This window comes from Pueribacillus theae (assembly GCF_003097615.1).
In the GTDB taxonomy this organism is placed as follows: Bacteria; Bacillota; Bacilli; order Bacillales; family UBA6769; genus Pueribacillus; species Pueribacillus theae.
In genome coordinates this window covers 22,925-46,920 of record NZ_QCZG01000011.1, presented here as the reverse complement: position 1 = coordinate 46,920, position 23,996 = coordinate 22,925, and the positions used below count along the sequence as shown (strand labels likewise).

General features: G+C 40.8%; 26 protein-coding genes and 1 riboswitch. Of the genes, 1 reads left to right on the top strand and 25 read right to left on the bottom strand.

The annotated features are described in order from the left end of the window. Window positions 1-149: 149 nt before the first annotated feature. The 24 genes from cbiE to DCC39_RS07025 all read right to left on the bottom strand — a co-directional run bounded on the left by cbiE (window position 150) and on the right by DCC39_RS07025 (window position 22,922). Window positions 150-1,349, bottom strand: coding sequence for a precorrin-6y C5,15-methyltransferase (decarboxylating) subunit CbiE (cbiE, locus tag DCC39_RS07140; RefSeq protein ID WP_116554208.1), 1,200 nt, complete (start codon window positions 1,347-1,349; stop codon window positions 150-152). Next, window positions 1,346-2,446 (bottom strand): cobalt-precorrin-5B (C(1))-methyltransferase, encoded by a 1,101-nt coding sequence (locus tag DCC39_RS07135; RefSeq protein WP_116554207.1) that lies wholly within the window; start codon window positions 2,444-2,446, stop codon window positions 1,346-1,348. Before DCC39_RS07135 ends, cbiE begins: the two co-directional genes overlap by 4 nt. A 3-nt stretch (window positions 2,447-2,449) precedes the next feature. Beyond that, window positions 2,450-3,097 carry a precorrin-8X methylmutase gene (locus DCC39_RS07130; RefSeq protein ID WP_116554206.1) on the bottom strand — a complete coding sequence of 216 codons (648 nt, stop codon included), beginning with the start codon at window positions 3,095-3,097 and terminating at the stop codon, window positions 2,450-2,452. 25 nt (window positions 3,098-3,122) lie between these two features. After that, window positions 3,123-3,908, bottom strand: coding sequence for a precorrin-6A reductase (gene cobK / locus DCC39_RS07125; protein WP_116554205.1), 786 nt, complete (start codon window positions 3,906-3,908; stop codon window positions 3,123-3,125). A 13-nt stretch (window positions 3,909-3,921) separates the two neighbouring features. Next, entirely contained in the window at window positions 3,922-4,782 is an 861-nt protein-coding gene (locus DCC39_RS07120; RefSeq protein ID WP_116554204.1) for a sirohydrochlorin chelatase, read from the bottom strand. Between the two features lie 23 nt (window positions 4,783-4,805). Then, window positions 4,806-6,533, bottom strand: a complete 1,728-nt coding sequence (cobJ, locus tag DCC39_RS07115; protein ID WP_116554203.1) for a precorrin-3B C(17)-methyltransferase — start codon at window positions 6,531-6,533, stop codon at window positions 4,806-4,808. A 100-nt stretch (window positions 6,534-6,633) separates the two neighbouring features. Further along, window positions 6,634-7,017 carry a (2Fe-2S) ferredoxin domain-containing protein gene (locus DCC39_RS07110; RefSeq protein WP_116554202.1) on the bottom strand — a complete coding sequence of 128 codons (384 nt, stop codon included), beginning with the start codon at window positions 7,015-7,017 and terminating at the stop codon, window positions 6,634-6,636. Between the two features lie 34 nt (window positions 7,018-7,051). Then, entirely contained in the window at window positions 7,052-7,834 is a 783-nt protein-coding gene (locus DCC39_RS07105) for an ABC transporter ATP-binding protein (RefSeq protein WP_116554201.1), read from the bottom strand. Next, window positions 7,831-8,871, bottom strand: coding sequence for a FecCD family ABC transporter permease (locus DCC39_RS07100; protein ID WP_116554254.1), 1,041 nt, complete (start codon window positions 8,869-8,871; stop codon window positions 7,831-7,833). The genes DCC39_RS07105 and DCC39_RS07100 overlap by 4 nt, the downstream gene beginning before the upstream one ends. A 131-nt stretch (window positions 8,872-9,002) precedes the next feature. Then, entirely contained in the window at window positions 9,003-9,359 is a 357-nt protein-coding gene (locus DCC39_RS19585; protein WP_116554200.1) for an ABC transporter substrate-binding protein, read from the bottom strand. Continuing rightward, window positions 9,308-10,036, bottom strand: a complete 729-nt coding sequence (locus DCC39_RS19580; RefSeq protein WP_116554199.1) for an ABC transporter substrate-binding protein — start codon at window positions 10,034-10,036, stop codon at window positions 9,308-9,310. Before DCC39_RS19580 ends, DCC39_RS19585 begins: the two co-directional genes overlap by 52 nt. An 82-nt stretch (window positions 10,037-10,118) precedes the next feature. Continuing rightward, window positions 10,119-11,126: an ABC transporter substrate-binding protein gene (locus DCC39_RS07085; RefSeq protein WP_116554198.1), complete on the bottom strand. Its 1,008-nt coding sequence runs from the start codon at window positions 11,124-11,126 to the stop codon at window positions 10,119-10,121. Window positions 11,127-11,333: 207 nt separating this feature from the next. Then, window positions 11,334-11,520: riboswitch (cobalamin riboswitch) on the bottom strand. A 361-nt stretch (window positions 11,521-11,881) separates the two neighbouring features. Then, window positions 11,882-13,075 carry an ABC transporter permease gene (locus DCC39_RS07080; RefSeq protein WP_116554197.1) on the bottom strand — a complete coding sequence of 398 codons (1,194 nt, stop codon included), beginning with the start codon at window positions 13,073-13,075 and terminating at the stop codon, window positions 11,882-11,884. Beyond that, a complete protein-coding gene (locus DCC39_RS07075; protein WP_116554196.1) occupies window positions 13,072-13,773 on the bottom strand; it encodes an ABC transporter ATP-binding protein in 702 nt (233 codons plus the stop codon). Before DCC39_RS07075 ends, DCC39_RS07080 begins: the two co-directional genes overlap by 4 nt. Further along, window positions 13,770-14,876 carry an efflux RND transporter periplasmic adaptor subunit gene (locus tag DCC39_RS07070; RefSeq protein ID WP_116554195.1) on the bottom strand — a complete coding sequence of 369 codons (1,107 nt, stop codon included), beginning with the start codon at window positions 14,874-14,876 and terminating at the stop codon, window positions 13,770-13,772. Before DCC39_RS07070 ends, DCC39_RS07075 begins: the two co-directional genes overlap by 4 nt. A gap of 6 nt (window positions 14,877-14,882) precedes the next feature. After that, the gene (locus DCC39_RS07065) at window positions 14,883-15,542 is read right to left on the bottom strand and encodes a Yip1 family protein (RefSeq protein ID WP_116554194.1); all 660 of its coding nucleotides are present in this window, start codon (window positions 15,540-15,542) and stop codon (window positions 14,883-14,885) included. A gap of 134 nt (window positions 15,543-15,676) precedes the next feature. Further along, complete coding sequence (locus DCC39_RS07060) at window positions 15,677-15,973, bottom strand: MerR family transcriptional regulator (RefSeq protein ID WP_116554193.1); 297 nt, start codon at window positions 15,971-15,973, stop codon at window positions 15,677-15,679. Between the two features lie 34 nt (window positions 15,974-16,007). Further along, a complete protein-coding gene (locus DCC39_RS07055; protein ID WP_116554192.1) occupies window positions 16,008-16,268 on the bottom strand; it encodes a hypothetical protein in 261 nt (86 codons plus the stop codon). Between the two features lie 16 nt (window positions 16,269-16,284). Next, a complete protein-coding gene (locus DCC39_RS07050) occupies window positions 16,285-17,397 on the bottom strand; it encodes a LolA family protein (RefSeq protein WP_133243474.1) in 1,113 nt (370 codons plus the stop codon). Then, a complete protein-coding gene (locus DCC39_RS07045; protein ID WP_116554190.1) occupies window positions 17,375-18,853 on the bottom strand; it encodes a sensor histidine kinase in 1,479 nt (492 codons plus the stop codon). Before DCC39_RS07045 ends, DCC39_RS07050 begins: the two co-directional genes overlap by 23 nt. Beyond that, window positions 18,850-19,551 carry a response regulator transcription factor gene (locus tag DCC39_RS07040; RefSeq protein ID WP_116554189.1) on the bottom strand — a complete coding sequence of 234 codons (702 nt, stop codon included), beginning with the start codon at window positions 19,549-19,551 and terminating at the stop codon, window positions 18,850-18,852. The genes DCC39_RS07045 and DCC39_RS07040 overlap by 4 nt, the downstream gene beginning before the upstream one ends. 404 nt (window positions 19,552-19,955) lie before the next feature. Further along, complete coding sequence (locus DCC39_RS07035; RefSeq protein ID WP_116554188.1) at window positions 19,956-20,582, bottom strand: hypothetical protein; 627 nt, start codon at window positions 20,580-20,582, stop codon at window positions 19,956-19,958. 30 nt (window positions 20,583-20,612) lie between these two features. Next, window positions 20,613-21,917 (bottom strand): TolB family protein, encoded by a 1,305-nt coding sequence (locus DCC39_RS07030; RefSeq protein WP_116554187.1) that lies wholly within the window; start codon window positions 21,915-21,917, stop codon window positions 20,613-20,615. Window positions 21,918-21,962: 45 nt separating this feature from the next. Beyond that, window positions 21,963-22,922 (bottom strand): DnaA ATPase domain-containing protein, encoded by a 960-nt coding sequence (locus DCC39_RS07025; RefSeq protein ID WP_116554186.1) that lies wholly within the window; start codon window positions 22,920-22,922, stop codon window positions 21,963-21,965. A 206-nt stretch (window positions 22,923-23,128) separates the two neighbouring features. Between DCC39_RS07025 and DCC39_RS07020 the strand changes: the two genes are divergently transcribed. Beyond that, the gene (locus DCC39_RS07020) at window positions 23,129-23,332 is read left to right on the top strand and encodes a YozQ family protein (protein WP_116554185.1); all 204 of its coding nucleotides are present in this window, start codon (window positions 23,129-23,131) and stop codon (window positions 23,330-23,332) included. Between the two features lie 28 nt (window positions 23,333-23,360). Here the strand turns inward: DCC39_RS07020 and DCC39_RS07015 are convergent, their stop codons facing one another. Then, window positions 23,361-23,993 carry a response regulator transcription factor gene (locus DCC39_RS07015; protein WP_116554184.1) on the bottom strand — a complete coding sequence of 211 codons (633 nt, stop codon included), beginning with the start codon at window positions 23,991-23,993 and terminating at the stop codon, window positions 23,361-23,363. Window positions 23,994-23,996: the final 3 nt, after the last annotated feature.

Below are 23,996 nucleotides of genomic sequence, written 5' to 3'. Positions count from 1 at the left end.
CATGTCTCGCTGTAATAGAGGTTGTTCAAAAAGGTACAGAAAATCCGCAGCGCATCTCTTCGTTACGGTCTAAAAAACCTTGCTCATGTACCAAAAAACGTACACTCCGCCGGTTTTTCATACCGTGCCTCGATCTGCTTGCGTCTGATTCAGTCCCTTTTTGAACTTGCTGTAATAATATAAATCGGATTTAAAGCATCGAATCGGGTTAAATTCAAAATCGGCTTACTGCGAGAAATTTGGCAAAGCGTAATGTCTGTTTGAAACCCGTATTTTTTAAATCCGTTAACCGCTTCATTTAAATTTTCGATCGTTACAGCATTCACAACAATTCGCCCGTTTTCATTTAACCGCTGACAACAAATATCAAGAATCGGTTCCATTCCACCTGCCGTTCCCCCGATAAATACCGCATCAGGGTCTTTGAATTCGTCTAAATGATCGGGTGCTTTTCCGTGAACTACCGTAAAATCTGTTCGGAATTTTTTCATATTTTGATAGCAATTTTCAAGATCCGCTTCATTTTTTTCGATGGCGAATATTTCGCCTTCCCGAGCAATGCGTGCAGCTTCGATTGCCATTGACCCCGTACATGTTCCGATGTCCCAAACCGTACTGTTTTCCCTCAAGCCAAGAGCCGCAATGCTTAACGTACGAATTTCCTTTTTTGTAATCAGCCCTTTTTCCGGTTTGCGCTGGAAAAACTCCGCATCCTCTATTCCTAAAGTCCAAGTTGGAGACGGAGAAACCTTTTTTAAAACCACAACGTTTAGCGGTGAAAAAGTTTTGTTTAACAGCTCTTCAAGTTGGTACCATCCCGTTCTTTCGTCTTGACCGCCTAAGTTTTCGGCTACAAACGCTTCGTATTCCGTCATATTGAAGTCGATTAAATACTCCGCAATCTTCTCAGGGGTATTTGTATCATCTGTTAATAGGGCAATTTTTTCTTTTCCATCGATTTTTTGTGCGAGGCCTTTCATCGACCGGCCGTGGACACTGAGAAAAACTGCATCTTGCCAGCGTTCGCCCATTTTTGCAAAAGCGAGCTGTAACGAACTCACATTTGGATAAATTTCAGCATCGACTTTTTTCGACAAATAGCTGCCGATCCCATAGAAAAGTGGATCACCTGATGCTAATATTACGATGTTTTTCGTTTCTGATTGAAGACGTTCAACAAGAGGGGATAATCCCCCTTTGATTGTGATTTTTTCACCTGCATAATTTGGAAAAAAAGCGAGTTGCCGTTCGCCTCCCATTAAACACTCACTTTCATCAATGAATGTTTCATAAAGAGGAGGCAAACTTTCCTTGCCATTGTCACCAATTCCAATGATCTTTATTGTCATGAAGACGTTCCTGCCTTTCCTAAAAACTTGCCTTTTAACGTATAAAGAGATGTTTCAATCTCCAAACCGCCGCGCACCTCCTTCAAGGCAGCCGCGTTGCAATATTGGCAAATCCGTTCAAAAAATTGTGTATGCCCATTTTCAAGCATCATATCACCGACTTGGGAGGCTGTATTGGCTTCTCTGATTTTTTGAAGCAAGGCTTCATCCGCTCCAGATTCCTCTGCCACTTCTGCAAGAAAATTAAAATCGATTGAAGATCTTCTCGCATGGACCATCATGACACCTTGGGCAATTTTGGAAAATTTCCCCATCATGCCAACCATGGAAACCTTTTTCATTCCTTTGTTTTTACAAAGTTTCAACGTAAAACCGATAAAATCACCCATTTCAATGAAAGATTCTATAGGCAAATCAGGGTATTGCTTCATTCCATATTTTTCACTTCGCCCACCTGTCGTAATCACGACATGATCAATGCCTGCTGCCCGTGCAACACTTAACGCTTGGGCAATACTTGCTTTATAGGATGCATGAGAAAAAGGAACAACAATCCCGCGTGTCCCCAATATGGAAATGCCGCCAATAATGCCTAATCTCCCGTTTAATGTTTTTTTGGCGATTTCTTCTCCATCCGGAACGGAAACAATAATTTTTACACCGCGGGTAATCCCATATTCCATCAGCACTTCTTGGGCAACTTCCTTGATCATTTTTCTCGGTACAGGATTGATCGCTGCTTCCCCAACCGGAATCGGAAGCCCTTCTTTCGTCACGCGCCCGACGCCTTTTCCTCCGTCCAAATGAATGCCTGGTTCATCCGCCCAAGAAACCGTTACTTGAATAAGGGCGCCATGGGTTGCATCCGGATCATCGCCGCCGTCTTTAATTAATTCCGCTGTCGCACTTTTTTCGTGAAGGTGGCAATTTTCCAACGTAAATGTAACATCTTGGCCTATTGGCAACGTAATTGTGGCTTCGGTTTGCTTCTCGCCTGTAATTAATGCTGTCAAGGCCGCTTTTGTTCCTGCTGTGGCGTTCGCTCCTGTCGTATAACCGTGCCGTAACTCCTTTACGTTTTCAGGCTCTTTTTGCATTGTTTACACCTGTTCAGCCATGATTGAAAGTGCGTTTATAGCAGCAACAGTGACGGGGCTCCCGCCTTTTCTGCCGATATTTGTAATGAATGGGATATCAAGTTTAGCCAGCTCTTCTTTTGACTCAGCTGCTGAAACAAAACCGACGGGCATCCCAACGACAAGATCCGGTTTTGCTTCGCCTTCTTTGATAAGACGAATAAGTTCAAGGAGTGCTGTCGGCGCATTTCCGATTGCATAAATTCCTCCTTCTATTTCTCTAACTGCTTTTCTCATTGAGATAATCGCTCTCGTTGTATCTAGTCGCTTCGCTTCCTCCATGACATCCGGATCTGAAATGTAAACGTGAACGCTCCCGCCGAATTTCTCGATTCGGGGCTTGTTGATTCCTCCTTGAATCATTTGTACATCTGCCACGATCTTTCTTCCCTTTCTTATGGCATAAACACCGGCACGAACAGCATCTGGATGAAATACGACACTTTTTCCCAGTTCAAAGTCAGCAGAGGCATGAATAATCCGCTGCACAACAGGGTATTGCTCCTCTGTAAAAGGATGTTCACCGATTTCCTCGTTAATCATGTCAAAGCTTTTCCCTTCAATTAACTGGGGTTGAACTGTTATCGGTTTAAATTCTGTTTGAAAATCCATTTCATCACTCCTCTTTTAATTAGGGTTATTCGATTGGAATTTTTTCATTTTGAAATACTTGCTTTACGGCTTCTAACACATCAGTGAAATTGGAATAGACGGTCTCATAATTGATTTTCGGCCGTTTTATGACAATTGTCTCGATTCCCATTTCAAGAGCGGCAGTCAACTTCTCATCAACTGCCCCCACCTTTCCGCTCTCCTTCGTTACCATAAGGGTAACCCCATAATGCTCATAAAGGGCTTTATTTAGCGCTTTTGAGAATGGCCCTTGCATCGCCACAATATTTTTCTGTTCAACACCGAGCTGTTGGCATTTTTCCATGTTGTCTTTGCGCGGCAACATACGGGCAACGAGCTGAACATCTTTGCAATCCCGCAGTTTTTCAGTGAAAATTTCTAACGTTTTGCTGCCTGTCGTTAACATGACGACGCCCTTTTTTTCTTTGACTAATTCTGCCGCTTCTTCGTACCCATCGACTGCCGTTACTTTTTCGTGTTGAAAGGTTTGGCTTTCCCGTTCATAGCGGATGTAAGGGACATTGGCATCCTTTGCTGCCTGGCTTGCATTTTTGGAAGCTTCTTCTGCAAAAGGGTGGCAGGCATCTACCACAACCTTAGCCTGTTTCTCTCTTATGATTTCCGCCATGTCGTTACTTGTTAATCTGCCAACGTGTACTTCAAGCCCAGACTCTCGTAAACTGATGGCTGCATTTTCAGTGACTACCGTCGCCAATAAGTCATAGCCATTTTCCTTCATTAACAATGCAAGTTCCCTGGCATCACTTGTTCCTGCTAAGAAAAGAATCATCGTAAACCCTCCATTAAGAATGCTGGTGATGGTGCTCGTGTTCATGATCGTGATGGTGGTGGTGATCGATATGCTCCATTGCGTCAAGGCGGTATTGACACGTATCACAATTCATCCGCACTTCTTCTTGCAATGCTTCTTCGACTCGATCGATGACAATATCTTGCAAGAGCGGGTGGAAACCAAAATAATCAGCTAAAATAAATTCGTTTTCCGGGTATTCCGACTCATACCGTTCTTTCATGTCATTCATACGTTTTATTAGAACCCCAGTAAATAAAAAGTAAGGAAGCATCACTACTTTTTTCGCTCCGAGCTTTATGCAGCGTTCGACTCCTTCATCGACAGAAGGGGAGGTTACACCCATAAAAACCGTTTCTACCCATTTAATCTTTAATTTTTCCCAAAGTAGTCTTGTAATCTTGTATAAATCGCTATTGGCATCCGGATCGCTTCCACCCCTGCCAATGAGCAAAACAGCTGTATCTTCATGTTCCATCGTTGGATCAATCCCAGCCTCTGCTAACCGGTTTGATAAAATATCAAACGTTTTTTCGTGGATGCCAATTGGCCGCCCGTATGTAAATGAAACGTTAGGAAACTTTTCTTTTGCTTCATCGATGACAGCCGGAACGTGAATCTTGGAATGGCCCGCAGGCAACAGAATGATTGGAATCAAATAGATATCTGATGCCTTTTTATCTATGCAATTTTCAATTCCGCCCATAATGGAAGGTTTGCCGAATTCCAGAAAGCACGTTTCAATAAGTAAATCCTCGCTCAACTTTGGCTGCATTTTTTTTACAAACTGGCGAATTTCCTCGTTTCCCTCTTCATCTCTGCTTCCATGTCCTACAAATAACACTGCTTTCATCTGTGTTCCTCCTTCTTTATTTCTTAGTCTCCGCACGGAGCGGGCTCTATCTCAATTTTTGGCATCATGTCGATAAACTTAAAGCCTCCAAGTTCCTTTACTCTCCTAAAGTATTTAAACAATCTTTCATTTGGATGGGCATTTTCTTTATACTCTTCAACAATCTGTGTAATTAGATCAACAATTTTATCAGGCTCGATTCCTTCTGCAACTGGCTGGCCGGCATGCCCCGTCCTTCCTACAGGCTTCGCACCTAAGAACAAATCAAATTTCCCTTTCCTAAACACAATTCCGATATCCTCCATCACTGCCTTGTAGCACGCCATCCCGCAGCCATTAATGCCAATGTTTAGTTTCTTTGGAAGGTTCATACCGCCAAGCTTTTCTTCGATTTCTTCGGCATAAGGGATGGCATCATATTTTTCTCCGTCACAAAAATCACATGCCTTGACAGAAAGCACCTCGCCTACAGGAGCTAATAAAAAGCCCACGGATTGGAGTTTTTTCGTAATTTCGTCCGGTTCTGCTGTTGGAATGCGAAGGACGATTTGATGGTCAGGCGAGTATTCCATGGAACCTTTCTCTCCAACTACTTCAGCTAATGTTATCATTTGTTCGGGTGTAAATTTTTTGTTAGCGACACCTGGTTTGACAGCTAATTCAAAAATTGATTCGATTGGCTGCCGCACAACATTTGGTTCTATTTGAAGTGCAGAACTTCCATCAATCATTGCTAAGGCTTCTAATGCGAGTTCCTTTGGAGTAGACGTTTGATTGGCCTGTTTTGTAAATCGATTTTCAGGCGTATTCGTTTTTTGGGGCTGCAAGTTAGCCCCCTCTTGTTTCGGTATCGCTGCTGTTGATGCTCCGGATGCGGCTTTATTTGGCCTGTTTTTCCGTTTGAAAAGATCCGGATCTTGCTCTAAAGCCCACGGTTCTGCTTCTCTCTTTAATCGTTGGCTCGGTTTTAGAGGTTGTACAGTTGAGTCAAGTGTATATTTTCTTTGGTATCCTCTCGGTGTGATCATTTTTCCGTCATACATCATCGTCGTTGAGTTACCGATAATAACCGTTGTTAACATGCCGATATCGTGATCAAGCATGCTTTGCAAATTCGTCATTACGACATGTTGGCGTTCACGATATGCGCTTTTTACTAAGCCGACGGGTGTATCTGGTGAGCGGTATTTTAGCAAGATCCTTTGCGCTTCTACAATCTGCCTTGTGCGCCTGCCGCTCTTCGGATTATACAGAGCAATGACAAAATCAGCTTGCCCAGCAGCTTCAATACGTTTTGCAATCACATCCCATGGGGTTAGATGATCACTTAAACTAATCGTGCAAGCGTCGTGCATAATCGGTGCACCAAGTAAAGAAGCGCATGAATTAATCGCGGATATTCCCGGGATAATCTCGATACCAACTCCTGTTTCTTCTTTCCAGCCTTTTGCTATTAAGACTTCATAGATCAGGCCTGCCATCCCATACACACCAGCATCTCCACTCGAAATAACAGCAACTTTTCGCCCTAACTCTGCTTGTTTGACCGCTTCTTGCGCTCGCGATACTTCTTCTGTCATGCCAGTACTAACGATCTCTTGATCAGTCAACAATCCTTTAATCAGTTGAACATACGTTTTGTAGCCGATAATGAGATCACTTTCTTGAATCGCTTCTTTTGCACGGGCTGTAATGTGTTCAAAGTTACCAGGACCAAACCCAACGATTAGCAATTTTCCTTTTTCACTCATTTGTACAAATCCTCCCCTTATAATCTTTTGAAATTAAGATTTTCTTCGGAGCGTCTTGACAGTTTCTTTGTCACATTCAAATCAACCATTTCCACGTATATTAAGAAGGTGATTTTTGTGCTTTTTCAGACTTTAAAATCCCTATTGGTGCATCGTTGTAACGATCGAAACCCGAACCGCGAAACGTATGGCTTACTTTTTCTTTCAATTGTTCACCTCGGTTAATCGCATTTACGAGTTTCTCAGCATCCTCTGGTAAAATATTTTGATACCATGTACCTTCTGGATAAACGATAACAGTAGAAGCATCTTTACACCGTCCATTGCACCGAGTTCGCGTCGTATGGATATAATCATCAAGTGCTTGTTCCTTTAACACTTTCCGAATTGCTATCGTTACTTCTTCACCATGTTTACGAAGACAGCTCGCGCCATTACAAATCATAATATGAGCTCTCGTTTTTTCTAAATCCCATGTTGCCATGGTATCCCCCTCCTAAACGTATCAAAAGTCCATTCTAACTAATCTCTTTCTCAATTGCCGATAAAAATACAATATGCGGTTTTGCAGTTCTAGGATGAATCGACACTTCGCAATCCACACCAAACACATCATTGATCAATTGAGGTTGAAGTACCTCTGCAGGCGTTCCTGACGCAACAATCTCACCTGATTTGACAATATATAATCGATCACAATAAACGGCAGCAATGTTTAAGTCGTGTAAAGCGGTTAATACAGTACACCGCAACTTTTTTAAAATCGCCATAATCTGCAATTGGGAGTGGATATCCAAGTGATTTGTCGGTTCGTCCAACACAAGAAGTTTCGCCTGTTGCGCAAGGGCTCTTGCGATCAAAACACGCTGCTTCTCTCCCCCTGATAGGGTCGTGAAACTCCGTTCTGCGAAATCTTGCATTCCGACACGCGCTAACGTTTCATTGACTAATTCTTCATCTTGTTTTGTATCCGACTGGAAAGCCGACTTATGTGGGAAACGCCCCATCATCACGATTTCCCGGACGGAAAAATCAAATTCAATCGCAGATTCTTGACGGACGACAGCCATCTGCCTAGCAACCTTACGCGGCGGTAATTTGTAGATGTCTTGGTTTGCTAGGGATATCCAGCCAACATCCGGTTTCATCGTTCGATAGATGCTTTTCAAAAAGGTTGATTTGCCGCTTCCATTTGGCCCTAATAAACCAACGAATTCTTGATTTCGAACAAGGATATCCATATTGTTTAAAATTGGATTATCATTCAGTGTTAACGATACATTTTTGGCAGCAAGATTCATCGCCCATCACCTCCAAATGAATACGTATTGCGGCGTAAAAGCCAAATGAAAAATGGCCCCCCACAGATTGCAGTAATAATTCCAATCGGAATCTCCTCAGGTGCAAACAAAAGGCGGGCAGCGACATCCGCCCAAATTAAGAAAATCGCACCAAGCAAAGCACTGACAGGCAACACGCGGCGATGGTCGGAACCTACGATAAGCCGAACGATATGCGGGATCATTAACCCGACAAAGCCAATCGCACCACTCACTGCAACGATCACGCCGGTTAGAAGAGCCGTGAAGACAAGTAGCACCTTACGAAAAATATCAGTGCTCATACCAAGTGTTGCAGCTGTTTCTTCACCCATCAGTAGCACATTTAATGCCCGTGACTGGATAAGCAGATAGCCAATTCCAATCAATACAGCAAGTGCGGGAATCGTTAAATATTCCCATTTTGCAGCGGTTAGGCTCCCCATCATCCAAAACAAGGCATTGCGAATCCCTTCTTCCCGCGGCGCAGACATGACAATTAAATTAGTGACCGCATTTAAAATAGCGGATACAGCTATTCCGGATAATAAAAGACGAACCGTTGAAATTTTTCCTCCAGTTCTTGCAATAAAGAAAACGATGATGACAGATAGGAGCGCGCCTAAAAAGGCTGCGATTGACAGCGCGTATTGGCCAAATAACCCGAAAGCGCCAAATAAAATGACCAATGTTGCACCAACTGATGCACCAGAGGAAACCCCAAGAATATACGGATCTGCCAAAGAGTTTTTAACAAGTGCTTGGATGGCGACCCCTACGACAGCTAACCCTGCCCCAACGATTGCCCCAAGCAATACTCTAGGCAAACGAATTTCCCAAATAATATTATGTTCAGCTTGCGTCCAATCAACTGTCACCCAATCGCTTAAAACCGGAAGCTGGGAAAACACGATTCGCCACACCGTTTCGTAGTGAATTGAAACGGGTCCGAGAATAACCGCCAACGGCATCGAAAGAATAAGCAATAAGGTCAAACCTATGAGAGTCATCTTAAACATAACTGTCTTTCGATGGCTTTCCCCCTTTTGGCTATTCGTCATCTGAGGCTCTTTATAACCAACCTTTGGCCCATTTTGATATGGAATTTTTTCTAACATAGGAAGCACACCTCATTTGGCGAAATGGACTTTTATTCAAACTTTTCAGGATAAAAGGCTTTCGCGAGTGTTTCTATAGCGAGTGGCATGCGGACGCCTTCAAAAGTATGATCGAGCGGCATCACTGCAATACGCTTATTTTTAATCGCATCCACATCAGCTAAAGCAGATTTGCTAAAAAGAACTTGTTTCTTTTGCTCGACTGTTATATTTCCATAGTCCATAATGACAATTACTTCCGGATTCCGATTTACAACTTCTTCCCAAGTAACGGTTGCCCAGTTTTTTTCGATATCGCTAAATATATTTTCACCACCTGCCATCTTAATCAGTTCACTCAGTATCGTCTGCGTAGCTGTAAATGGTGCATCTTCTCCGCTATCGTACACAAAAACACGAAGGGGTTCTCCTCTTCTCCAATTTGACTTTCAATCCTTTGCTTCACATCATCAATTGAATCGTTGAGTGACTTGATTAGCTTATCCGCCCTTTCTTCTACCTTAAAGATACGGCCAATATTGCGGATATCCTCATACACATCCTCAAGGGTAGGCCCTATAATGTTTGTCGACTGTTGTGCATAAGCTTTTATACCTAATTCCTCTAGCTGTTCCACCGTACCTATGCTATCCTCTTGAAAGGTACTATCCCAACCCGAATAGACAAAATCGGGATTCGCCTCTAAGACTGCCTCCTGGGAAGTTGACGTATACAAATCAGAGCTAATGACAGGAATTTGGGAATAGACCTCCCTATACTCGGGTAAAATTTGATTTGGATGTGAGACTGTGCCAACTATGTATTTTTCCAATCCTAGTGCTATCATAATTTCTGCTGGATGTAAGTCGAACGTGACTACCCTTTGAGGCATTTCATTAAATTGAATGGTTCGATCCTTCGTTTCAATTGTTACCGGTTCATAATCTTGAAAGTCTTTCGCTTCGTTTTCCCCTGATGATGTTGATGAGGTTGCATTTGTTTTTCCGCTTGATTGACCACAGGCAGTAAGGATGATCATCATCAATAAAGATAGCGCTGCGACTCCTAAATGATACTTCCTATCCATCCCCAGTTTCCTCCCCCGCTAAATGAGCAGCATTTTTTAATCGAATTGTGCAACATTGGTTATCTTAGAGAGCAAAATCGTTTCATTCAAACTTATCAGGATAAAAAGATTTCGCGAGTGTTTCCACAGCAATCGGAATGCGCACTCCTTCTGCAGCAGCCGAAAGCGGCAATACGGTAAAACGTTCCTTTTGGATTGCCTCAACATCAGCTAAAGCCGTTTTGTTAAGCAAGGTTTGTTTCTTTTTTTCAATTGGTATATCCCCATAATCGATAATGACGATGACTTCTGGGTTGCGTTTTACAACTTCCTCCCAAGTGACATTTGCCCAGTTTTTTTCGATATCAGAAAAGATATTTTTGCCTCCAGCCATACGGATCAACTCAGTCATGAAGTTTTGCGTAGCCGTAACTGGTGCATCCTCCCCGCTATCGTACACAAAAACACGAAGGGGCTCATCAATTGATCCAATCTGATCTTGAATATTTTCCACCTCATTGTTAATCGATTTGATCAGCTTGTCCGCTCGCTCTTCCACATGAAAGATGCGTGCAATGTTGCGTATATCTTCATACACATCTTCGCTTTTGGGACCTACAATGTTTGATGACTGATGCAAATACGCTTTTATACCAAACTTTTCCAACTGATCGAACGTGCCAATTGCATCTTCTTGAAAGGCGCTTTTCCAACCGGCGTAAGCAAAATCGGGATTCACTTCCAAAAATGCTTCTTGCGACGGATACTCATCGGAAATGACAGGAATTTGAGAATACTTATCTTTATACTCGGGTAAAATGTCGTCATCGAGATAAGCCGTGCCAACCATGTATTTTTCAAGACCAAGTGCTAACATAACTTCTGTTGCATGTTGGTTTAATGTGACAGCACGCTTAGGCATTTCAGTAAACTCAATGGTTCGAGCTCCGTTTTGAATCGTTACAGGTTCATATTTTTGTGAATTTTCCGTTTTATTTATTTGTTTTGCCGACGATGTTTCTTGTGCCTCGTTTGATTGACCACAGGCAGCCAACATCATCACGAACATAAAACATAACGAAGCAACTAATAATTGATTCTTTCTTTTCATTTTTGATTAACCTCAACTTTCACATCGTTTTGGCAAATGAAAAAGGCACTCTTCCTGAAGGCTAGGAAGAGTGCCTGAGCTTCTTTATAAAACTCTCGCACTTGTAATTGTTGGCTATGATTCTGCCACATAATGTCTTAGTTTACGGAGCATGTACTAAAAACACGCAACGTTTACTTAAACATCTTCCTATTCCTCGTAGGATTACTGATGCTTTGATTAAAGGCAGGTCTCCTGACTTATAGGTCATCAATCGCATATCCCTTCCCAGAAACAAATTCCAGTGGTAATGATACCGATCTACCTATTTACAGTGGCGGGACCGTGTCGGACTTTCACCGAACTTCCCTTTTAAGCGTATTGCAAAATACGCACCTTTAACAAACCAATATTCAATTGACTGTTACATATAGCTTATACTATCTTCTTTACAAACGCAATGGATTTTTAATAGAGGATGTTCAAAAAGTCCGGAGGCTTACAGGAGGTAAGTCAGTTCGACGTTATCACAGGAAGTGATGTCTTTAGTCGAACTTTCATTAATAGGCTACGAATCTCTTCGTCAGCTTGCTTTTCCGCTCCTCACTTAAAGGAGTTATGCACCTGCGTCTACAAGCATTGCTCCGAAGCATGCTTCCTCGGTGCAACTCGAAGTGGATCATAGCAGTATCGCTCGTCGCTGTGGTGCTCAAAGCTGCGCTTCCTCGACCTTCTTGCCTCTAATTGTCCTCCTTTTTGAACACACACTAATAGCTTTATTCATACCTCAATGATTCAATCGGATCAAGGCGAGACGCTTTGTTCGCAGGTAATATTCCAAAGACAACGCCAATGATCATTGAGAATAACATCCCTCCAAGTATAACGGGCCAAGATACAAGAGATGGCCATCCGGCAAAATAGGACACTAGCGATGCTGCTCCTCCTCCAAGCAAAATCCCAATGCCGCCGCCGATTAGTGTAAGTGTCACTGCCTCGATTAGAAATTGAAGTAAAATTTGGCCCCTTGTCGCTCCAACAGACATACGAATTCCAATTTCACGCGTTCGCTCTGTCACGGAAACAAGCATAATATTCATGACACCAATGCCTCCTACGAGAAGCGAGACACCAGCAATGCTGCCAATAATTATGGTCATAATTCGCGTAACTTGACCGATTCCCTGTGCAATTTCTTCCATGTTCAAGACTTGGTAGGCTTCATCGGTATCATGCAGACGGTTGAGCATATCAGCCGCATTTTTGCCAACCTCTTGCAGATCATCGGGGTTTGCTGTTTGAAGGGTGACTTGGCTGTATTCACTTTTTCCGAAAACTGTCCGCCATGTTTTCCATGGCAAGTACACTTCATTTGATCCAAAAGCGAAAAGTCCGGTTGGTTTTTCCAGCAAGCCAATAATTTCGACAGGCTGTGACTGAATGTAGAGCACTTGTCCAATCGGGTTTTCCCCATCAAAAAGCTCCTCTTGAAAAGAATGGCTAACGATGGCTGTTCGCCTGCCGCCAAGGAAATCAGACGAAACGAAGTTTCTTCCTTCTTCGACTTTTAATCCATTCAAATCTAAATATGACTGATTAATCCCAGTAATCGAAGCATCTAGGGTGTCTTCTCGATACCTTGCATTGCCAAACTCTGAGCTTGTCGCAATAACCGCTTTCATTCCAGGTATCCCCTCAATGGCTTGAATGTCTTCCGGGGTAAATGGGTTACTCAGCAAAGCGTTAGGATTCGCCTGCAACTCTTCGTCAGAAGGTGTATAAAACAATTCGATTGTATTGCCTTCACCGACAATTTGCGATTTTAGCATCGCTTCGCCACCTTGCCCAATCGCAACGACCGCGATGACAGAACCGACACCAATAATAATACCGAGCATTGTTAAAACGGAACGCATTTTATGAGCGCGAAGCGAAGAAAGCGCCATTTTAAGATTTTCAAACACACTCACCCTTCGCTTCCCTCCTCTGACTCAACATCCTTATATTCACTCGTTAGTTTGCCGTCTCGAACGAGAACAATTCTTTCGGCATACTCTGCTACTTCAGGTTCATGGGTCACAAGAATAATTGTCGTGCCTTCTTGGTTTAAAAGTGTAAACAGGTCCATAATTTGCACACTTGTTTTTGAATCGAGTGCTCCTGTCGGTTCATCCGCTAAAATAAGTGCTGGTTCATTCACAATCGCCCTCGCGATCGCAACACGCTGCTTTTGTCCTCCAGATAATTCGTTAGGCAAGTGGTACATGCGGTCGGAAAGCCCTACCTTTTTGAGCGCTTCAGCAGCCTTTTCTTCCCTTTCACTTTTCGGTTTGCCAGCATAAATCATTGGAAGCTCTACATTTTTTAAAGCATTTAAGCGCGGCAAAAGTTGGAACTGTTGGAATACAAAGCCAATCGATTGATTTCTAACGCGGGCGAGTTCATTTTCATCATGTTCAGATACTCGTTCACCGTTCAGATAATACTCTCCGCTTGTAGGCCGGTCCAAGCAGCCAATAATATTCATGAGCGTTGATTTTCCTGATCCGGAAGGGCCCATGATTGCAACGAATTCTCCGTCGCGAATGTCCAAGTCAATTCCTTTTAAAACATTGACTTGCTCATTTCCCATTGTAAAACTTTTGACGATTGATTTTAGACGAATCATTTGACCGTCACTTCCATGCCTTCTTTTAGCTTGTCTGGAGGCTCGACAATGACTTTCTCCTTGTTTGAAAGCCCATCTGTTATTTCAATCGTTTCATTGGAGACTGAACCTACTTTTACTTTTTGCCGAACCGCCTTTTTGTTTTTAACGATATAAACATAATTATCGTCTCCGTCCTGCTTCACCGCAGTCAGTGGAAGAACGTTCGCTTTATGTTCATCCGTCGTGATTTCAACAATCATTTGAAAGCCGGGTTTTAAGTTCATTTCTTTGTCTTCAACCGTAATTTGAACGGGATATTGCACGCCGCCCGTACTGGTTTCTGTGCCAAGGTTGTCCAATTCTTTCGGCAGATCCGCTACGAGGCTTACTTTGCCTTTCCATGTTTTATCGGGCACAGCGTCAGACTTTAATGTCACTGTCTGGCCTTTTTTAATTTTTAACGTATCATATTCTGAGATGACGCCTTCAACAATCAATTTATCAATTGTTCCGATACGAACGACCGGCTGCTGTTCAAGCTGATTCGCTCCCGCAGCAGCCTGTTCATTCACTTCAACAACTTTTCCATCAATGTCACTTTTTATTTCCAGGTCGTTCATTTGCTGTTGAATCGACTCTTTTTGAAGCTGTTGCTGTTGGATTTCAATATTTGCTTGCTGTTGCTGTAATTTTATTTGATCATGCTCGGCTTTCAGTTGTTCGTTATCTTTATCATCTTTTAATAATTTGTCAAGTTCTTCGTGTTGTTTTCTAAGATCATTCGCTTGCAAGTAAGCCGATCGAAGCTGCAGTTCATTTTGCTTTTGTTCAAGTGTCAGCTGTTTATTTTCGTAGCGGATAAGCGGTGTGCCTTTTTTCACATCATCGCCTTCTTTTACGAAAATTTCAGCCACTTCCCCTTTTTCAGGTGAATGATAAATCGTTTGTTGGTCGGCAAGTTTTAACTGCCCTGGCGTCATGACTGTTTCTGTGATTGTTTCTTCCTTTAATGTCGTCACTTCAGCTGTAATTTTTCCTTCAGCTGATTTTTTCCAAATGTTAAATCCAATCAGTCCTGCAAGTACGATAACAATTCCTACTGCAATCCAAACTTTTTTCATGTTATTTTAAACACCAGCCATGCCGCTAAAAGCAGTTCCGATCATTGAAAAGATGACGGCAATCACAAAGAATGCAATCGCAATCGTCCATGCCAAGCCTTTCGAAAAGTTCGCGACTTTATGAAGCCCCATTGCCGTCAAAATAACTTCCCAAATTGTAAATACTTCCAAGCTATTAAATAAGCCGCCCATAGCTCCTTCTACATTAATAATTGATCCTAAGCTTGTTAAAAGTTTTTCAGGATCACCTCCAACGAGTGCCATGAGAATCCCGTTGATGAGTAAGCTAAGCGCCGAAATGATCATAATATACGTATTCATTGAAAATAATTGTTTAAAAGATACTTCGGAACGTGCAATTTTTGCGATGAGTAAATGAATGGCACTGGAAATCAACACACCAATAATCGGTATAAATAGACCCATGACAATCGTTGTAATTGTTGTAAATACTTGGATTCCTGCGAGTTGATCTTCAGGCATTCCATCAAGTTCAGGAATGTCAACTCCTAGTGTCTGTAACCACATCCCAATAATGGTTAAGATAGTAACAACGACCATTGCCCCCCAAATCTTAGGGCGCTGCTTGATTCGTTCAAACTGCTCACTTGGGCTCCAAATCATCCCAAATAGTGATGGTTTTTCTATTTTTGTTTCTTCAGACATTCTAAATCCTCTCCTTAAAAGTTAAAATAAGCTCATGCCCACTTTATCATATTCTTTTATGTTCTACGATACTACTTTTTTAAAACTTTCTTTTTTTACGCGATCAGGAAGCGATTCTTTCTAGTAGATTATGCTCATTTCCCTAAATTCAACAACCATTCCCGTAATTGCGATTTTTGAAAGTAGATCTTTCCATTGATCGTAATGTGCGGAATGTTCGGGTATTCTTGGATTAAAGATTGTACATCTTCTTTTGCTATGCCTAAAAAATAATGAACTTCGTTTTCTTTAATTAGCTCAAGTTCCTCATCTTCATCGAATGAATCAATCAAATTTTTTGCATTTGGGTTTTTAAAATTTTTCAACCCATCCCCTATAAAATAGCCTGCAATAGCCATTCCAATGCCTATCCATAAGAAATCCAATTCCATTGGCAGCCCACCTTCTTTCCCTTCAAGAGGTTGTTCAAATATTGATTTTAAAAATATTTAATAAAAATGTCGTCAGGATTAATAGAACTCCAGCAATGATGATCACCTTTGCGTCTGTTTTTTTCCCTTTTGTTCGGGCAACCATCATCCGATACAAACCAAAAAGTAAGACGATCAAACCAAGCAAATAACCAGATGACAGTGAAATCATTGGAAATGGAAATAGGATAAGCAGGTAATAAACAGTCGCAATGAAAACAGCGGTCATCATTCCAGCAACGAGCTGATAAAACATGCGCTCTCTCCCCAATTCAATCAACTTTTACCATTTTTTCAGTCAATTCGATTAATTTCTCAATCGTAAGATTTGGATCAATGAGTTGTACCGAATACGTAATCCCATCTTCTTGCCAATTCAATAGGCGAAAATCGCTTAACTCCGCATACGTCCCTTTATTTCCACGAACGTTAATTTCCTCATCTCCCGGGAAAATTTGAGAATCTTCCCCTGTTTCTTCCGGAGCTTCAAATACTGTCATTTCCAAATAAAGACGGTCATCTTTTTCATAATCAATGTTCACTTCATTCCGGCTGATTTCCCCTTTAAACTCCTCAATTTCAACTTTTGAAATTGAAAGTCCATCCTTCTCCGGGAAATAAAGGAAGTCACTTCCGACTTTATTTACTGCATCTTCGAGTGAGCCTTCACTTATTTCACTTAAATCGTCTAGATTTTGAATTTGGACATCATCTGGCAAGTCAAGCGTAAATACGTCAGGAGGAATATTTGGATCAAAGTCAACGCTTGTATACGTAACTTCCGAATCCACATCGCCTGTTGTCGATTTTGTTTTAAGAACCATCCAGTTTTCCTTATCGATCCATAGCTCTTGATTCCCATAGATTGATTTAGTGTTTTGTTTTACATTCGCTGTAATATGATAAGTCATCCGACCGATCATTTCCTCTTCCCCTTTGAAAGAAACCGTATGGGTATCACGTATCGTATTTAGCAAAAGTTGTACTTCTTCTTTCGGTGTAGGTTGATTCAAAGGGTAAAGATTAGCATCATCGAGTATGAAAGCAGTCTTTTCTTTAGGTTGATATGTCATCGTACTTGAACCATCGAAAACAGAGATTGAATCCATACTACCATCTTCATTTACTATCTCGATTCTACTTTTGCCATCTTTGCTACGCCATTCTTTAAAGACAAACGCATCTGCTGTTCTTCCTTTCTCTTGATAAATCACTTTTGATTCACCATAAAAAGACTCTACCGATTCTACTTCTTGCAGTGCATTGTGAATGACTTCTTCCGGTGAAAATTGACTGGATTCATTTGAACAGCCAAATAACATAAAAATAATGATTGCTAAAATCAATGACTTCCCTATTTGCCTACCGTGTTTCAACACATTCACCTACATTTTCCCGTTTTGGCAAGCGGCATACGACACATGCTCCCCGGTTTTCTTCTGAAAACATTTGGATATTTCCGCCATGTTTCTCAATAATTTGTTTTGTAATGCTTAATCCAAGGCCTGTTCCGCGAGCCTCTTTTTTGCTTCTCGCTTGATCTGCCTGGTAAAGCGGATCAAAAATATGGGTGATTTTTTCTTTAGCAATTCCGCTTCCTTCATTTTGAACAATAAAATACACATCATCTCCCGCGTGACTTGAGAGTTCTTTTTTCACAAAATCAAACAGCCAGTCCGGTGAAAGGCTGCCATCTGAAAGAGCGGCTAGCCATATTTGATGTCCATGATCCGTATGCTGTATCGCGTTGCTCATTAAATTATTCGCTACACGTATCATTTGTTTTGGATTGACCTCATATGTGCCATTAACTTCACAATACGTGTGAAGAATGATGCCCTTTTCCTTACATAATGGCTCATAGTCTGAAACGAGCATCTCAAAAAACTCATCACCTTCCACTGGTACAAGTTCCATTTCATATGTTGGTGATTGAAGCAATGTATAGGTTAATAGATCATCTAACATCTGCTTCATAAAATTAGCTTTCTCAACAATAATGTCACGATACTCTTTTTGTTCTTCGCGAGACAATGCTTGTCTTTCATCAAGTGATTCCGCATAAGCCCGAATCGACGTTAATGGTGTTTTTAAATCATGGGAAATCGTTGCAATCATATACTCCTTCATGCTTTGTTCTTTTTCAATGGCTTCCCTTGCTGTATTGATTTGCTTTCTCATATCGTAAAAATGTTTCTGCAATACTCCGATTTCGTCTTTATTTGTAGGTGTTTCTTCTAACGTTTCTCCATTTGCAAAAGCTGTCATCTCATTCATTAAACTTCCTAATCGCTGATTAAGTTTTTTATTAACGAGCATGGCAACAATCAAGTAAATAAGTAAAAATAAGGAGATAAAGATGACGAACATGAACGATGTGCGGTTAGAGACACCCGAAACCCACTCATCTCTAGCTATGTTTACTTTATAAAAGCCGACAAGGCGGTTATCTTCAAAAACAGGCTGTTTGTAGCTGTACGTGCGATAGCCCTGCTTTAGAGAATATAAGTTCTCATATAATTCTTTTTTTCCAATGAGAGATGGCGCTGCAAAAGAAGGCTTCGAATGAAAAAGTACAAAACCGTCCGCATTGTATAACTCGATTGAAACGTGTTGACCGGTAAGTTGCCCCACTTTTTTAAAGTTCTTTTTTGGATGGTATAACGAGGGATCATCTAATACGTTTCGGATATTTTCAAGCTCCGAAGAAGCTTGAAAATATTCCATCACTTTTTGCCCATCGTTATAGGACTGAATCCAAGCGAATAAAAAATAAGCAGCAACAAGGGGAAGAAGCATAACGATAAAATAAGAGAGCAATAACCATGTTTTGAGCTTCATAAAGGTTCACCGATAAATTGATAGCCTTTCCCCCACACTGTTTGAATAAATAGCGGGGCTTTCACAGGATCGCTAAGCTTTTCTCGAAGTGATTTAATATGTACAGTCACCGTATGCAATCCTTCCGCATCTGCTTGATTCCATATATGTTGATAGAGCTCGCTTTTTGAAAAAATGCGCCCGGGATTTTGCGCCAATAATTGAAGGAGTGAAAACTCTTTACTTGTCAAGCTCATTTCACAATCATTAAGTACAATCTTTTGCTGCTCCCAATAAATTATGAGCCCGTTCAAGTATTCGGTTTTTTGAACTTTATGCTGTACACCAAGATACCTCCACCATCTGCGGAGATGGGATTCGACCCGGGCTTTTAATTCAGCTAGACTAAATGGTTTTGCTAAATAATCATCTGCACCAATATGCAAGCCTTCAATCTTATCTTCGTCTTCTTTCCGGGCGCTTATGATAATCATTGGCACATCACTCTTCCAGCGGATGTTCTTACAAAGGGTGAAACCATCCATTTCTGGAAGCATTAAATCGATCAGCACAAGGTCATAACCATTTGCTTGAAAATCCTCCCAACCCTCAAGTCCCGTCGTGGCCCAAGTCACTTCATATCCTTCACGAGATAACATGTCGCGGACGACGCGCGCAATTTCCGGATCGTCCTCAACAAGCAAAAGTCGTGCTTTCATACTAAGCCGCCTCCTGAAACAACTGTATCATACGATATTGCAATGAAAAGTAGATTTTATAATTTCTTTATAAGTTACTTTTTTCCAACAAACTACTTCATATCGTTTGATTTTTTAACTTTTTTAAGGAACCAGAATTTAAAATAAACTTTTTGGTAAGTTCCATATCTTCCTCATCCAATCGCAAAATCCAATATGGCACATCTTTTAAATCCATATCCTTCACCTCTCTTAATAAGAAGTTTAAATAATTATAAATAAAATTCAATTTCATTTTTAAAAGCAACTTATATCGACTATTGTTCGAAATTACAAACCAATAAAAAAGAGAACTCATCAATTTTAGAAAGTGACGGGCTCTCTTTTTATCTAATATTTTGGAACATTATCAATGTATAGCGAGATTACTTACTCACCTTCATACGCATTAAATATACATCCTCGTAAGCGGCTAAATCATCTGGAAGCTTATCCTTGGAAGAAAAAACGTCTTCTTGTTGTGCCTCGATTTCATTTTCAGAGGTCTTGATAAAGTAGGCTAATGTTATCGGTTCATTTAAATGGATGTTTTTTTTCTCGCTTATCTGCCCGCTCATTTCTGTTCCCGCTTGTTTGTCATAGTCCTCACCTGAAAAGTAAGCTTGCCGGAAGCTGCTGTAGCCATCCATTTCCATAAAAACAAAGTTAAACAACTCTGCCTCTTTCTCATCAATTGTAAACGAATGGCGAGTAAGCAAAATTCGTTTTTTTTCTTTCTCATCTTTATTTAAAGAAGACTCTGTTTGGAGTAATTTTTCTTTAAATTTACCTTTTTCATAATGATCAATCCAAAAAGCAACAGATTTGGCATCTTTATTCGTATTTCTTATATCAATAGCTGTGAGTCTTTCACCGCCAATGGCATCAATCAGTTGTTGTTCGTTATTTGTAAGCTCAGCAGGTTCAACAGTCATCCTAGCAACCTCTTCTTTCGTTGTAGAACACCCTGCCATTAATAAAAACAAAAGTATATATAAGACCCTCTTTTTCACAAAAATCCTCCCCAGAATTGGTAAAAACCACTATTTAGCGAACCGCTTAAAAATAAACACAAACAACAATACAATCAATGAGCACCCAAAGATCCTTGCCGCCAACATGCCAAGCCCAATTCCGTACCATGGATTCACCATTGCTGCGACTGCAAAACTCGCTATAAATGCAAGAACTGCAATCGCAAAGCTGATAATGGCAGGCATATAGATTTTTCTTCGGTTGCGATAATGAAGGTATACACTGATTAAACCAAGCAGCAATGTATACAGAATCGCAAGTGTTAAACTGTTCACGGCCCGATCCGTCGTTTGGATGAACCAATGCCCACCTTCTGATTGAGGCGTGTCTAATTCGACTGTTTCAAGCTCATGGGTCGTTAAATCAATCATCATCATCCGATGCTCTGCAGGTTCCTTTGGCCAATTTGCATTTTCGAGAAAAGCAATTTTCTGTTTTTTATGGAAAAATACCGGAGAGGTTACTGCGCTCTGAAAGTCTGTCAATCTCTCAGCTTGCTTTGTCTCTAAATCCATTAGAAATAATTCATATTTAAAAGTCGAACTTTCTTGAGACTCTTCAGAAACAGCTGTAAACGCCAACTTCTTTCCGTTTGGTGACAATCGGGGTTCATAATACGATTGGCCGTCGGTTGAAAGAACCAACGCATCCGAACCGACTTGACCATTTTCAATTGAAAATGAATAAACTCGTTCTTCCTTGCCATCAAAATCGCTATAATAAAGCATTTTCCCATCCGGAGAAATTGATAGATTATTCATCGAAAAATGATCGTCATTTGTTAGTTTCTTAACTAATCCGTCCTCTATCTCAATTGAAAACAAATCAAAACCTTCTCGTGATTCTTCTCCCTTTTTGAATTCTTCAGCCTCCACTGCGACGAAATAAATCGTTTCTCCAGAATGAGAAAAAATGGCGTCAGTAACATGACTTTTTTTATCAGTCAACTGTCTTGCTTTCTTTCCATCTAGGCTCATCATATGAAGGGTATTGATTCCTTCTGAATCTTCGCTTAAATAAATAAGCTTTTTTCCATCAGATGAATATTTCGGACTATGGTCTCGCCTATCTTTTGAATGCGTTAATTTTTCAACTTGTTTACCGTTTAAATTAGCTGTATAGATGGATTCCTTGCCATCAACAAAATAAGAGAAAGCAATATTGTTGTCATCAGGTGATACGTCAATTCTCTCTCCGAACCCGGTAAAATATTTGTATGGATCATTATCTCTTAAAATGCCGTATGCCGTTGTTCCGATAAATAGAATCGAAATGACTCCAATTAGTACGGGAAGGATCAGATTTCTTCGCATGTTATGTTCCTTTCTTTATTCAATTAACAAAAAAACGATAAAGTTTCATTTTTCCATCTGCTGACTGATTGCTATTCCATTTATTGCTGATAATATTTCGGGAAAGTTAACAAACGTCCGTTTCTCTAGAAAACGAATGACCTTTTCTGTCATTTGTACATTTTTTCTTTCACAAAGAATTATAATCATTTTTCTTTGTAGATCTTCCTCAATGGGTATGACTTCAGTTGTTAACCCCCATTCGAGCCGGCTTGCTAGGTGATTGTCTATCCCGTGGATTTCCTTAGCCGGTTTATTAGAGGCAAATACAATTTGCTTTCCTTCCAGGAACAACGAATTAAAGGTATGGAAAAGCTCTTCTTGTGCCTGTTCTTTGCCTCCAAAATACTGAATATCATCCACAAGTAAAACATCGACCTGACGGTATTTATTTCTGAAACTTTGTGATTGATTACACCGAATGCTTTCGATATATTCATTTGTAAATTGTTCAGCGGTTACATAAATCACATTAACTGAACTGTTATGTTTAAGGGCATGGTTACCAATTGCATGCAATAAGTGGGTTTTCCCCAACCCAGTACTTCCGAAAATAAACAAAGGATTATAGGCCTTCCCTAATTCTGTTGCAGCAAGTTCGGCAGCTACATACGGAAAGCGATTACTTTTACCAACTATAAAACTTTCAAAAGTATAATTTGAATTCAAATTTGTTCTACTTATTTCACGATAAAGATTTCGATCATCAGAGGATTTATTCCGTTCCTCCGCAATTACTTCCAACTCGGGACATTGTCCTGTCACTGTATAAATCACTTCTTTAATCTCTGGCAAATATCTTGATTCGATCCAATCTCGCGAAAATTCATTTTGTGTAATCATGAACCATTTGTTGTCCTCCACTCTAACTCTCGTTGGTTTTAGCCATGTTTCAAATGATGGTGTACTGAGCCGTTCTTTAAATATATTTAGCACACGTTCCCAGATTGAACTTACTTGTTCCATACTTGTTACTCTCCTTTCGAATATAGCAGACTTCTCAATTTCATTATTCAATGATCAGCGTTTACGAGGGATATTTTTACATCAATGATACATAATAACGATAACATAACGGTAAATTAACTGATATCCAATACTGAGAAAGCCTCAAAATTAATGTTTATTTATACTGTAAAAAGAGAATGAAACTATAATTGGAGTGATTATATATGGAGAATGAAAAAAAACAAAAGAAAAGCGCCCGCCTAGCTGAAAAAAATTATGAGCCAGATGATTATAAAAAAGATTCTCGCCTCTCTTCCGGTCTTGCAATGACCCATGAACAAGTAAGCGATACATTGGTCGAGGGAACAATTGATGGCGAAATTGATGATGTAAAGGGGAAGGATGAGGATCTTAAAGGCGGCCTATGAAAAAAGCTTCCAATCATTGGAAACTTGATCATTCAACCAGTTTGTTGCGAATGGCATAGATGGCAGCTTGTGTACGATCTTCAACATTTAGCTTTTGAAAAATATTGCTGACATGAGTTTTCACTGTTTTAATTCCGATAAATAGTTCGTCAGCGATGTCTTGGTTTGTTTTTCCATCGGCGATAAGGCTAAGTACTTCACGCTCCCGTTCAGTCAATGAGTCGTGAGGTACAGGCTTATTGCTGTCTCGAAAACGGTTCATCATTTTCCCCGCCACTTTTCCCTCGACGACAGGTTCACCGATCGATGCAGCCCGAATCGCTGCCGCAATTTCGGGTGCCTTTGACGTCTTAAGTAGATAACTCAAAGCCCCTGCCTCAATAACAGGATAAACCTTTTCGTCATCGACAAAGCTAGTAAGAACGATCACCTTTGCTTCCGGCAATTGCTTCGTAATTTCCTTTGTGGCTTCAATGCCGTTCATGACATCCATAACTAAATCCATTAATATCACATCTGGTTTTAAAGATAGAGCAAGGCGGATGCCTTCTTGTCCATTTGAAGCTTCTCCTACTACTTCGATGTCATCGATCGTCGATAAATAGGCGGCAAGCCCCATGCGAACCATTTCATGATCGTCTACAAGAAGCACTCTAATCATGGC

Bases quoted from the DNA above. Each gene is read 5' to 3' on its own strand.
- cbiE (WP_116554208.1), bottom strand. From the start codon at position 1,349: ATGACAATAAAGATCATTGGAATTGGTGACAATGGCAAGGAAAGTTTG.
- DCC39_RS07135 (WP_116554207.1), bottom strand. From the start codon at position 2,446: ATGCAAAAAGAGCCTGAAAACGTAAAGGAGTTACGGCACGGTTATACG.
- DCC39_RS07130 (WP_116554206.1), bottom strand. From the start codon at position 3,097: ATGGATTTTCAAACAGAATTTAAACCGATAACAGTTCAACCCCAGTTA.
- cobK (WP_116554205.1), bottom strand. From the start codon at position 3,908: ATGATTCTTTTCTTAGCAGGAACAAGTGATGCCAGGGAACTTGCATTG.
- DCC39_RS07120 (WP_116554204.1), bottom strand. From the start codon at position 4,782: ATGAAAGCAGTGTTATTTGTAGGACATGGAAGCAGAGATGAAGAGGGA.
- cobJ (WP_116554203.1), bottom strand. From the start codon at position 6,533: ATGAGTGAAAAAGGAAAATTGCTAATCGTTGGGTTTGGTCCTGGTAAC.
- DCC39_RS07110 (WP_116554202.1), bottom strand. From the start codon at position 7,017: ATGGCAACATGGGATTTAGAAAAAACGAGAGCTCATATTATGATTTGT.
- DCC39_RS07105 (WP_116554201.1), bottom strand. From the start codon at position 7,834: ATGAATCTTGCTGCCAAAAATGTATCGTTAACACTGAATGATAATCCA.
- DCC39_RS07100 (WP_116554254.1), bottom strand. From the start codon at position 8,871: ATGTTTAAGATGACTCTCATAGGTTTGACCTTATTGCTTATTCTTTCG.
- DCC39_RS19580 (WP_116554199.1), bottom strand. From the start codon at position 10,036: ATGGATAGGAAGTATCATTTAGGAGTCGCAGCGCTATCTTTATTGATG.
- DCC39_RS07085 (WP_116554198.1), bottom strand. From the start codon at position 11,126: ATGAAAAGAAAGAATCAATTATTAGTTGCTTCGTTATGTTTTATGTTC.
- DCC39_RS07075 (WP_116554196.1), bottom strand. From the start codon at position 13,773: ATGATTCGTCTAAAATCAATCGTCAAAAGTTTTACAATGGGAAATGAG.
- DCC39_RS07070 (WP_116554195.1), bottom strand. From the start codon at position 14,876: ATGAAAAAAGTTTGGATTGCAGTAGGAATTGTTATCGTACTTGCAGGA.
- DCC39_RS07065 (WP_116554194.1), bottom strand. From the start codon at position 15,542: ATGTCTGAAGAAACAAAAATAGAAAAACCATCACTATTTGGGATGATT.
- DCC39_RS07060 (WP_116554193.1), bottom strand. From the start codon at position 15,973: ATGGAATTGGATTTCTTATGGATAGGCATTGGAATGGCTATTGCAGGC.
- DCC39_RS07055 (WP_116554192.1), bottom strand. From the start codon at position 16,268: ATGTTTTATCAGCTCGTTGCTGGAATGATGACCGCTGTTTTCATTGCG.
- DCC39_RS07045 (WP_116554190.1), bottom strand. From the start codon at position 18,853: ATGAAGCTCAAAACATGGTTATTGCTCTCTTATTTTATCGTTATGCTT.
- DCC39_RS07040 (WP_116554189.1), bottom strand. From the start codon at position 19,551: ATGAAAGCACGACTTTTGCTTGTTGAGGACGATCCGGAAATTGCGCGC.
- DCC39_RS07030 (WP_116554187.1), bottom strand. From the start codon at position 21,917: ATGCGAAGAAATCTGATCCTTCCCGTACTAATTGGAGTCATTTCGATT.
- DCC39_RS07025 (WP_116554186.1), bottom strand. From the start codon at position 22,922: ATGGAACAAGTAAGTTCAATCTGGGAACGTGTGCTAAATATATTTAAA.
- DCC39_RS07020 (WP_116554185.1), top strand. From the start codon at position 23,129: ATGGAGAATGAAAAAAAACAAAAGAAAAGCGCCCGCCTAGCTGAAAAA.
- DCC39_RS07015 (WP_116554184.1), bottom strand. From the start codon at position 23,993: ATGATTAGAGTGCTTCTTGTAGACGATCATGAAATGGTTCGCATGGGG.